General features: G+C 63.2%; 12 protein-coding genes. 1 reads left to right on the top strand and 11 read right to left on the bottom strand.

All coding sequences use genetic code 11. The annotated features are described in order from the left end of the window. On the top strand, positions 1-453 hold a 453-nt coding region (locus tag VNS12_RS09240), incomplete at its 5' end, for an ActR/PrrA/RegA family redox response regulator transcription factor (RefSeq protein WP_325487531.1). Positions 454-551: 98 nt separating this feature from the next. On the opposite strand, the gene VNS12_RS09235 is transcribed toward VNS12_RS09240, so the two are convergent. The 11 genes from VNS12_RS09235 to trpS form a co-directional block, all read right to left on the bottom strand. Continuing rightward, positions 552-1,490, bottom strand: coding sequence for a hemolysin family protein (locus VNS12_RS09235; RefSeq protein ID WP_325487530.1), 939 nt, complete (start codon positions 1,488-1,490; stop codon positions 552-554). A 323-nt stretch (positions 1,491-1,813) separates the two neighbouring features. Continuing rightward, entirely contained in the window at positions 1,814-2,302 is a 489-nt protein-coding gene (gene ybeY / locus VNS12_RS09230; protein ID WP_325487529.1) for an rRNA maturation RNase YbeY, read from the bottom strand. Next, positions 2,299-3,333 carry a PhoH family protein gene (locus VNS12_RS09225; protein WP_325487540.1) on the bottom strand — a complete coding sequence of 345 codons (1,035 nt, stop codon included), beginning with the start codon at positions 3,331-3,333 and terminating at the stop codon, positions 2,299-2,301. Before VNS12_RS09225 ends, ybeY begins: the two co-directional genes overlap by 4 nt. 53 nt (positions 3,334-3,386) lie before the next feature. Then, a complete protein-coding gene (gene miaB, locus VNS12_RS09220) occupies positions 3,387-4,772 on the bottom strand; it encodes a tRNA (N6-isopentenyl adenosine(37)-C2)-methylthiotransferase MiaB (RefSeq protein ID WP_325487528.1) in 1,386 nt (461 codons plus the stop codon). Positions 4,773-4,781: 9 nt separating this feature from the next. Beyond that, positions 4,782-5,585 (bottom strand): lysophospholipid acyltransferase family protein, encoded by an 804-nt coding sequence (locus tag VNS12_RS09215; RefSeq protein ID WP_325487527.1) that lies wholly within the window; start codon positions 5,583-5,585, stop codon positions 4,782-4,784. Further along, complete coding sequence (locus VNS12_RS09210) at positions 5,582-6,043, bottom strand: Fur family transcriptional regulator (RefSeq protein ID WP_325487526.1); 462 nt, start codon at positions 6,041-6,043, stop codon at positions 5,582-5,584. Before VNS12_RS09210 ends, VNS12_RS09215 begins: the two co-directional genes overlap by 4 nt. A 124-nt stretch (positions 6,044-6,167) precedes the next feature. Beyond that, positions 6,168-6,647 carry a ribosomal protein S18-alanine N-acetyltransferase gene (gene rimI / locus VNS12_RS09205; RefSeq protein WP_325487525.1) on the bottom strand — a complete coding sequence of 160 codons (480 nt, stop codon included), beginning with the start codon at positions 6,645-6,647 and terminating at the stop codon, positions 6,168-6,170. Further along, a complete protein-coding gene (gene tsaB / locus VNS12_RS09200) occupies positions 6,644-7,246 on the bottom strand; it encodes a tRNA (adenosine(37)-N6)-threonylcarbamoyltransferase complex dimerization subunit type 1 TsaB (protein WP_325487524.1) in 603 nt (200 codons plus the stop codon). Before tsaB ends, rimI begins: the two co-directional genes overlap by 4 nt. A 93-nt stretch (positions 7,247-7,339) precedes the next feature. Next, positions 7,340-7,903 (bottom strand): NifU family protein, encoded by a 564-nt coding sequence (locus VNS12_RS09195; protein ID WP_325487523.1) that lies wholly within the window; start codon positions 7,901-7,903, stop codon positions 7,340-7,342. 144 nt (positions 7,904-8,047) lie between these two features. Further along, the gene (locus VNS12_RS09190; RefSeq protein WP_325487522.1) at positions 8,048-8,542 is read right to left on the bottom strand and encodes a universal stress protein; all 495 of its coding nucleotides are present in this window, start codon (positions 8,540-8,542) and stop codon (positions 8,048-8,050) included. A gap of 117 nt (positions 8,543-8,659) precedes the next feature. Continuing rightward, on the bottom strand, positions 8,660-9,691 hold the full coding sequence (gene trpS / locus VNS12_RS09185) for a tryptophan--tRNA ligase (RefSeq protein WP_325487521.1): 1,032 nt from the start codon (positions 9,689-9,691) through the stop codon (positions 8,660-8,662). Between the last annotated feature and the right edge of the window lie 42 nt (positions 9,692-9,733).

The following is a 9,733-nucleotide window of genomic DNA, read 5'->3' as shown; positions in this document are numbered from 1 at the left end:
CGCGGCTTCACCGTGTCCATCGCCGATACGGTGGCCGGAGGCCTCGCCGCTGTCAAGGCCGATCCCCCCGCCTTCGCTGTGGTCGACCTGCGGCTGGAGGATGGAAACGGGCTGGAAGTGGTCAAGGCCCTGCATGAGAACCGCCCGGACGCCCGCGCCGTGGTGCTGACCGGATACGGCAATATCGCGACCGCAGTGACGGCGGTGAAGCTGGGAGCCGTCGATTACCTCGCCAAGCCCGCCGACGCCGACGATGTGGTGAAAGCGCTGCTGGCCGGAGAGGAAACCAAGCCCGAGCCGCCCGACAATCCCATGTCCGCCGACCGGGTGCGCTGGGAGCATATCCAGCGGGTATATGAATTGTGCGACCGCAACGTCTCGGAAACGGCACGCCGGCTCAACATGCATCGACGCACCCTGCAACGCATCCTCGCCAAGCGCGCCCCGCGCTGATCCTTACACGACTGTTTTCATCGAAACTGAAGCGCCTGACCCCGGGAAGCCTTTTCCCCGGGGGCGCTCATGCGCTGGCGCACCCGCGTCCCAATCGCTCAGGGATCGACGCCAAGCGAAGCCGGACCGGGCTTGGGATCGGCGTGCGGCCCCGCGAGCAGCAGGGGCTGCTTGCGGCGGCGGCGCGAGATGCGCACCTGACGCACCCGCCGGGCATCGGCCCGGGTGATCTCGAACTCAAACCCCTTGAAGCGGCTGACGATCTCGCCGCGCACCGGCACCCGGCCCAGGATGGCGACAATCAATCCGCCAAGGGTATCGACCTCCTCGGCATATTCGCCGGGGTCAAAATCGGGGCCGATGGTTGCGATCAGATCATCGAGCTCGACGCGGGCATCGGCCACGAACACATCCTCGTCGAGGGCGCGGATCATGGGGACCTCGTCCTCGTCGTGCTCGTCCTCGATATCGCCCACCACCGCTTCGAGCAGATCCTCGATGGTGGCCAGCCCGTCGGTGCCGCCATATTCATCGATGACCACCGCCATGTGCATCCGGGCCGCCTGCATGGAGGCCAGCAGATCGGTGACCGGCATGGAGGGCGGCACGAACAGCACCTTGCGCACCAGATCGAGGCGGGAAATCTTTTGCTTGAGGGCAGGAGTGATGAACCGAACCGGGCTGCGCGACCCATTGGCTGCCGCGCCATTGGTGCCCGTGTCACCGGCCGGAGCGGGGGCCGGTTCGGTGACTTTTTCCAGTACGTCCTTGATGTGGATCATGCCCACGACATTGTCGAGGCTCTCATCGTAAACCGGCATGCGCGAGTGGCCGACCTGGCGGAACCGCTCGATCACATAGCCGACATTGACGCCCATCTCGACCGCCTCGATATCGGCGCGGGGCACCATCACGTCCTCGACGCGCATGTCGCCAAGCTTGAGCACATTTTGCAAAATAGTGCGCTCGGACGGCGAAAAGCTGGTTTCGGACGGATCAAGCGGCGCGTCGAGCGCTTCCTTGAGATCGGTGCGCAAGGAGGCTCCTCGCACCGGAACCAAGGCCCGAAGCCGCTGCCAGAACGAAAGCTTTGCATCGCTGGGTGAAGAAGAAAGGGGTTTGTCGCCAAACAGGCGATACGGCCGGCGCGCCGCGGCGCTAGATTGATCGTCGGTCATTTGGGGGTGCGGTGGCCATTATGTGTGGCGGCCAGCCGTCGACGCTCCATATCTCGTTGCACAATCGGGACGTCATGTCCCCGGACCGGCACTATGACCGGGCCAGTCCGTATTCAAGGTCGCGTACAGTGGCGCGGACTTGCGATCCACGCTTGCGGGGTCGAATCCCCGGCTCCTACACGCTAAATACTGTCAATAAGCTCCTGACCGTCATAGGGGTCGGCAAAGCCCAGTACCGCCATAATATCGGTCTCTCTTGCCTCCATGGCAAGAGCCTCTTCGTCGGTCAAATGGTCGTAGCCCAGAAGATGCAGCATCGCATGGACGAGAAGATGGGTGAAATGGGCCTCAAACGGCTTTTCCAGGTCCGCCGCTTCACGCATAAGGGTTTCAAAAGCCAGCGAAATATCGCCCAGCATCCCCTCGATCGCATCCTCGGGGCCAAGCGAGGGGAACGAGAGCACATTGGTAGTGCTGTCGGTGTCGCGCCAGCGCCGGTTGAGCTCTTTTTGCGCCGCATCATCGGTGAGCAGTACGGAAACCTCGCACAGGCCCTCGACCACATAGCCGCCGCCTTCGAGCGCGGCAACAAGCGCGCGCTCGGCGAGCGGCTCAAGATTGGACGGCCAATCGCCCGCTTCAGCTGTGATCTCGACCGACAGAACCGTCACACGTCGAGCTTTCCATCGGCGGAGGGGTTCTTGCCGTTTACCCCTTCATAGGCGCGTACGATCCGGGCCACCAACTCGTGGCGCACCACGTCCTTGTCGGAAAACCGCGTGATGTGGATGCCTTCGACATCGGACAACAGATGCAGCGCCTCGACCAGTCCGGAACGCTCGCCGCGCGGCAGGTCGACCTGGGTGGGATCGCCGGTGACGATCATTTTGGAATTTTCGCCCAGCCGGGTCAGAAACATCTTCATCTGCATCGAGGTGGTGTTCTGCGCCTCGTCGAGGATAACGGCGGCGTTGGCGAGGGTACGTCCGCGCATGAAGGCGAGCGGGGCGACCTCAATGGTGCCGGTGGTGATGCAGCGCTCGACCATTTCGGGTTGCATCATATCGTAGAGCGCATCATAGAGCGGGCGCAGATAGGGATCGACCTTTTCCTTCATGTCGCCGGGCAGGAACCCCAGCCTTTCGCCGGCTTCCACTGCCGGGCGCGACAGGATGATGCGGGAAATCTCGCCCCGTTCGAGCAGCGTCGCCGCGTGGGCGACGGCCAGATAGGTCTTGCCGGTGCCCGCCGGGCCGACCCCGAACACCATCTCGAACCGGTCCATGGCGCGGATATAGCCATCCTGAGCGGGATTGCGGGCGACGATGGTGGCCTTGCGCGTCGCGATCTGGGCCATGCGCACCTTGCCCTTTTTCTCCAGCGTGGGCAGCGAGAGCTGATTGTCCTCGGACTGGACCATGCGGATCACCCCATCCACATCGCCAACCGTGACCATTTTGCCCTCTTCGAGCATGTCGTAAAGCGATTCGAGCACCCGGCGCGCCTGATCGACGGCATTGGCGCCGCCGCGCAGCATCACATGATTGCCGCGCGAATTGGCCTCGACCCCGACGCGCTGTTCGATCAGCGCCAGATTCTGGTCGAATTCGCCGTAAAGCTGGGAAACGAGCCGGTTATCCTCGAAGGCCAGTTCGAGATGGGTGGCGGCCGACTGGTCGGATGACGACCTCAAATTCCGTATCAAACGCGATGGCTCCGAAGCTCGCTCACGGGTGCTGACAGGCCTATACCCTATCAGACCGCTGCGGTCGCCGCTGTGACAATTCTGCCTTCGAGCGAATTTTTTGCCAGTCCGATGATTTCCACGGGGAGAATCTGCCCGATCAGCCCGGCATCGGCGGTGATGTGCACCGCTTGCAGATAGGGCGAACGACCCGCGACCTGGCCGGGATTGCGGCCCGGCTTTTCGATCAGAACCGGGAAGGTCATGCCCACACAACCAGCGTTGAACGCCTGGGAATGACGGGTGATCTCGGCCTGGAGGATGTCCAGCCGCTCGGCCTTGACGTGCTCTTCGATCTGGTTGTCCATGCCGGCGCCCGGGGTGCCGGGGCGGGAGGAGTATTTGAACGAGAACGCCGAAGCGTAGCCGATTGTGCGAACGATCTCGACGGTCGCTTCGAAATCCGCGTCGGTCTCGCCGGGAAAGCCGACGATGAAATCGCCCGAAATGGCCATATCGGGCCGCGCCTCGCGCATACGGCCGATGATATCGATATATTCAGCGGCGGTGTGGCGGCGGTTCATGGCCTTGAGGATGGCATCGGACCCCGACTGCACCGGCAGGTGCAGATAGGGCATCAGCTTATCGAGATCGCGATGGGCGGCGATCAGCTCATCATCCATGTCGCGCGGGTGGCTGGTGGTATAGCGGATGCGGGCGATGCCCTCGATTTCCGCGAGACGATGACACAGGGCACCAAGGCTGACCGGCTGCCCCGCAGCGTCGAGGCCGTGATAGGCGTTGACGTTCTGGCCCAAAAGGGTGATTTCGCGCACCCCCGCGTCGGCCAGCGCCCGCGCTTCTGCCAAAACCTGCGCCACCGGGCGCGAGACTTCGGCGCCACGGGTGTAGGGCACAACGCAGAACGAACAGAACTTGTCGCAGCCTTCCTGCACGGTGAGGAACGCCGTCAGCCCGCGCGAAATGGTGACCTCGCGCCGGGGGGCAGGAAGATGGGCGAATTTGTCTTCCTCGGGGAACTCGGTATCGACCACGCGCTCGGTGCGGGCCCGTTCCACAAGGTCGGGCAGGCGGTGATAGGATTGCGGGCCGAACACCAGATCGACGGCGGGCGCGCGCGCCATGATCTCTTCGCCTTCGGCCTGGGCGACGCACCCGGCCACGCCGATCAGCATCTTTTTGGCACCGGGACCGCGCTCGTCGCGGAAATCGCGGATGCGGCCCAGTTCGGAATAGACCTTTTCGGCGGCTTTTTCCCGAATGTGGCAGGTGTTCAGCAACACCAGATCGGCCTCACCCATATCGGTGGTGGGCGTATAGCCGTGCGGCGCCAGCGCATCGGTCATCCGGTCGCTGTCATAGACGTTCATCTGGCAGCCATAGGTCTTGATGAAGACCTTTCTGGCGTTGGACTGGGGGGCTGGATTGTCGCTCATGGGCGCGGTTTACACCATATTTGCAGCGCTTGGCAAAGGCTCTCGACGATTGAGAGCATTGAGCATGCGGCGCACGCTCGCTTCAGCAGTCCGCGCCGTCACCTTTCGGTCGCCATTGGCGGGCAGTGGCGCGCCGAACGCCAGCCGAACGTCCTTGGGGCCGGAGCCGAGAATAGCAGCGAGATTGTCACCCACCCCCATATCGCCGATCCAGGCGACCTGATGGCGCTCATGGCGCGACAAGGGCAGGCCGGAGATGGCGGTATAGGCGATGGCCAGCGGCTGGATCACGACCTGCGACCCGCCATTCGTGCCCATGGCGGTGCTCGCCGCCCCCATCAGGGCCGAGCGGAACGGCAGCACATGGGTGCCGATATCGGAGGTGCCCTCGGCAAACAGAACCACCGAAGCCCCCTCAGCGATGCGGGTGCTCATCTCATTGGCGGTGCGGCGGGAATCGGTGCGGCGGGTGCGTTCGACAAAGATGGTGCGGTGCAGCTTGGCAAACAGCCCAACCACCGGCCAGCGGGCGATCTCGGACTTGGCAACGAACGACACCGGCACGCGACTGGCCACCGCAACGATATCGAGCCAGCCGATATGATTGGCGACCAGCAACACGGGTCCATCGGCGACCGGTTCACCCTGCATGGAGACCCGCAGCCCCAGCCCGAACGCCAATATCTTGAAAAACATCAGCGGTACCACCTGCCAGCCGGGCAGACGGAAAAACACGATGAAGGCCTGGATGGGCAGTGCCACAAGGGTGAAAGGCAACAGCACCAGCCCCAGAAACACCAGCCGCAGGATCATTTGGGCGACGAGGGGTCCGGATCGCTGTCCTTTTCCTCACGGGGGATGCCGTACAGCTCCAGCCGATGATCGACGAGGGTGTAGCCGAGCTTTTTGGCGATCACTTCCTGGATCGCCTCGATTTCCTCATTGCGGAATTCGATGACCTTGCCGGTACGGATATCGATCAGGTGATCGTGGTGCTCATCGGGAATCTGCTCGAAGCGAGCGCGGCCATCCTTGAAATCGTGCTTGGTGACCAGCCCGGCCTCTTCAAACAGGTTCACGGTGCGATAAACGGTGGAGAGCGAGATGCGCGCATCGATGGCAGAGGCGCGGCGATAGAGCTCTTCCACGTCGGGGTGGTCGGACGCGGCTTCAAGCACACGGGCAATGACCCGGCGCTGCTCGGTCATGCGCATATTGCGCGCCACACATTGCTCTTCGAGCGTCATCTCGCTGTCGGGCCGGGTTTCCATGGCGCACCCTCATCAAAATTCTTGCTGGTGTGAAACAGGATCATAGCCGGTTCTTTAAGAACGGCGTAGGGGGTTGATCCGGCGCGCATTTGCTCCGTTTTCGGCCCCTTGTGCCCGGGACGCTCTAGCCGATCGGGGCGCGCATGACAAGGGCGGTGGCGGCGGTGCCATCGGGCCGGGGATAGTAGGCCTTGCGGGTGCCGACGGGCACAAAGCCGAAGCGGCGATAGAGCGCGATGGCCGCCCCATTGGCTTCGTCGACTTCGAGAAACATGGTTGTGACCGGCGTCATGGTCAGATCAGACAAGGCAGCAGCGAGGAGGGCCCGCCCGATTCCCTTGCCGCGCCGTTTTGGATCAACAGCGATGGTGAGCAATTCGCTTTCATCGTCCGCCAGCCGCAAAAGAGCAAATCCGGCAATGGTGCGCTTTGCATCGGTGGCCACGTAAGCGGGCGTCGTTGCGGGATCGGCCAGATAGGCCTCGAATTCGGCGGTGGGCCAGCCGCGGAAAAACCCGCCCGCATGCAGACGCGCCAGAGCCGGAGCATCGCGGACCTCCCCGCGCGCCACATGCAACCCGGCCGGAGCCAGCCACAAATTCATTGCAGCGCCACCTGTGCCCGGGCCTGCGGCTTGGCATCGGCGGCGCGGATATAGACCGGATCGGGGGGAAACGCCAAAGGCGCGGCTGTTGCGGCGAAACGGGCCAGATGGGCGATATCGAGCAGGGGCGCGTCGGGCTCGGCGCGATCGGCGGCAGCCAGCGCCGCGTCCAGAGCGACCAGTTCGGCCGGGCCCGAGGGTTGGCCGGGAGCGGAAAACCGCTGGCGGTACGCTTCGCCGCGCTTTGCATCGACGATCAGTTCGGACGGGCCGGGGCGGGGGAGTGACAGCGCCAGCAGCGAGGGCACACCGACAACGGGAATAGCAAGGGCCAGACCCAGCCCGCGTGCAGCAGACAGCCCGATGCGCAGGCCGGTGAACGAGCCCGGCCCCGTGGCCACCCCGATGCGCTCCAGCGCATCGTAGCTCACCCCGCTGCGCCCCATGAGGACTGCAATGGCGGGAAAGATCGCTTCGGCATGGCCTTTGGCAATCTCGACAATTTCAGTCTCGACGCGGCCATCGGCAAGAACGAGCGCCAGTTGCAGGCGTTCGCGCGAGGTATCGATGGCAAGCGTGATCGGCAGGGGCGCAGACATGCCCCTCGATATGCCGAAATGAAAAGCCCCGCAAGCGGCGAACCGATTGCGGGGCGTTCTGGGGCGTCAGCCCCTAAGGCGTGAGGCCTATAGTTAGATCTGCTGGACCTGCTCGACGCCGGGAACGAAATGGCGCAGCAGGTTCTCGATGCCCGATTTGAGCGTTGCCGTCGATGACGGACAGCCCGAACAGGCGCCCTGCATCTGGAGGAACACCGTGCCTTCCTTATAGCCCTTGAAGGTGATGTCGCCGCCATCCATGGCCACCGCCGGACGGACGCGGGTGTCGAGCAATTCCTTGATAACCTCTACGGTTTCGGCATCTTCGGCCTCAAAGAACTCGTCGCCGGTCGCTTCCTGCGCGGCAGCACCTTCGGCGAGGATCGGCTTACCGCTCATGAAATGTTCCATGACCGCGCCAAGGATCGCCGGCTTGATATGGGCCCAGTCGACAACGTCGTGCTTGGTGACCGAAACGAAATCGGCGCCAAGGAACACACCAGCCACCCCATCGAGCGAAAACAGCGCCGAAGCGAGGGGGGACAGGCGTGCCGTGTCCGCGTCGCGGAAATCGCGCGGCTCGCCGGAGAGCACCTCACGACCGGGAAGGAATTTCAGCGTGGCGGGATTGGGAGTTGCTTCGGTCTGAATGAACATGTGCGCTGCCTCTTTATGTGTCGGAGCGCCACAATCTTTGCGATTAAGCGCCCGGAAATCTCTTTAGAACCATTCCAAGTTGGTTTTGAAGATAATCCTTTCGCCGACAAATGCAAGAGTTTTGCAGTGCAGGCCTTGCATGTGTCAGCAGAGCGCCGCCAGATCAGCGTCGGAAATCGTGCCCGGCACGACGGTGACCGGCACGCTGAAGGCGTTGGCTCCCCGCGCGGCGAGCGAGGCCACGAGCGGGCCGGGGCCTTCCGAGGAATCCGCGGCGGCGAGCACCAGAATGGCAACGTCGGGGTCTTCGGCGATCTGGGCTTCGACCTCCTCGGTCTTCTTGCCTTCGCGAATCACCTTTTCGACCTTGATCGAACCGAAAGCGGCGATGGAGGCCGCGTGGCGGGCCTGCAGCGCCTCGATGGCCTCATAGGCCTCGGCGCGCATCACCTCCTCGACCCCCAGCCAATGGTGGTAATTGTCGGGTTCGATGATCGAGAGCAGCACCACGGTGCCCCCGGTGCGGCGCACCCGAAGCGCGGCGAAGGTCACCGCCTTGGCACATTCGGGGCTTTCATCGACGACGACGAGGAATTTACGTTGATATTCATCGTCGTATCTATCTTGGCTGTCAGACAAGCGCAGGTCCGTCACGTCGTTGCGGGCGGCGGGCATGCTGCCACAGGGGATAAAGGGGACGCAAGCAAATCCCGTTCTGTGCGGATTTTCCCCTGAAAAGCTGAGCTTGTGGCCGGCTCAGCGGATGAACCCAACGATATCGCGCACCTCGAACATGGTCTTTTCAGCGATCGTCCGGGCCCGTTCGGCACCATCGCGCAGATGGGCGTCGATGGTGTCGGGCTCGTCGAGCAAGTCACGCATCCGGGTCGAAATGGGCTCAAGAACCGCAACCGCGAGATCGGCGAGCGCCGGCTTGAAGGTGCCCCAGCCAGCCCCGGCATATTCGGTGAGCACCTCGGCCTTGCTGCGATCGGACAGGGCCGCATAGATGCCGACGAGATTGTCGGCTTCGGGGCGGCCCTTGAGATCGGCCTCGTTATCGGGGAGCGGCTCGGGATCGGTGGTGGCGCGGCGGATCTTTTTAGCGATGGCGTCGGCGGTGTCGAGCAGGGAAATGCGCGAGGCGTCGGACGGATCGGACTTGCTCATCTTTTTGGTGCCATCGCGCAGGCTCATGATCCGCGTCGCCGGGCCGGCGATCAGCGGCTCGGTGATGGGGAAATATTCGGGATCGAGACCATTGGCGGCAATCGAGGCGGCGTAGTCATTGTTGAACTTTTGCGCGATGTCGCGGGTGAGTTCGAGGTGCTGTTTCTGGTCATCGCCGACCGGCACCGAGCCGGCCTTATAGAGCAAGATATCGGCGGCCATCAGCGAGGGATAGGCCAGCAGCCCGAGCGACACATTCTCGGAATTTTTGCCCGCCTTGTCCTTGAACTGGGTCATGCGGTTCATCCAGCCGATGCGGGCGACGCAGTTGAACACCCAGGCCAGCTCGGCGTGCTGCATCACCTGCGACTGGTTGAAGACGATGTGGGCCTTGGGGTCGATGCCTGCCGCGATGAAGGCCGCGGCCACCTCACGGGTGGCGCGGCGCAGCTCGTCGGGATCCTGCCAGACGGTGATGGCGTGCATGTCGACCACGCAATAGATGCACTCATGGGTCTGCTGCAACGGCACGAAACGGCGGATGGCGCCGAGATAATTGCCCAGATGCAGATCGCCCGAAGGCTGGATGCCGGAGAAGACGCGGTTATTGACAGGCATGGCTGAAAGTCTTTGACGCTGGCGATTGGGAAATTGCGGTCT

Origin of the sequence: Pelagibacterium sp., assembly GCF_035555455.1 — a bacterium.
Taxonomy (GTDB): domain Bacteria; phylum Pseudomonadota; class Alphaproteobacteria; order Rhizobiales; family Devosiaceae; genus Pelagibacterium.
Note: the sequence above shows the minus strand (reverse complement) of the source record. Positions and strands in the feature narration are given on the sequence as shown.

Coding starts and splice junctions, on each gene's coding strand:
- VNS12_RS09195 (WP_325487523.1), bottom strand. CDS start 7,903: ATGTTCATTCAGACCGAAGCAACTCCCAATCCCGCCACGCTGAAATTC.
- trpS (WP_325487521.1), bottom strand. CDS start 9,691: ATGCCTGTCAATAACCGCGTCTTCTCCGGCATCCAGCCTTCGGGCGAT.
- rimI (WP_325487525.1), bottom strand. CDS start 6,647: ATGAATTTGTGGCTGGCTCCGGCCGGGTTGCATGTGGCGCGCGGGGAG.
- miaB (WP_325487528.1), bottom strand. CDS start 4,772: ATGAGCGACAATCCAGCCCCCCAGTCCAACGCCAGAAAGGTCTTCATC.
- VNS12_RS09210 (WP_325487526.1), bottom strand. CDS start 6,043: ATGGAAACCCGGCCCGACAGCGAGATGACGCTCGAAGAGCAATGTGTG.
- VNS12_RS09215 (WP_325487527.1), bottom strand. CDS start 5,585: ATGATCCTGCGGCTGGTGTTTCTGGGGCTGGTGCTGTTGCCTTTCACC.
- tsaB (WP_325487524.1), bottom strand. CDS start 7,246: ATGTCTGCGCCCCTGCCGATCACGCTTGCCATCGATACCTCGCGCGAA.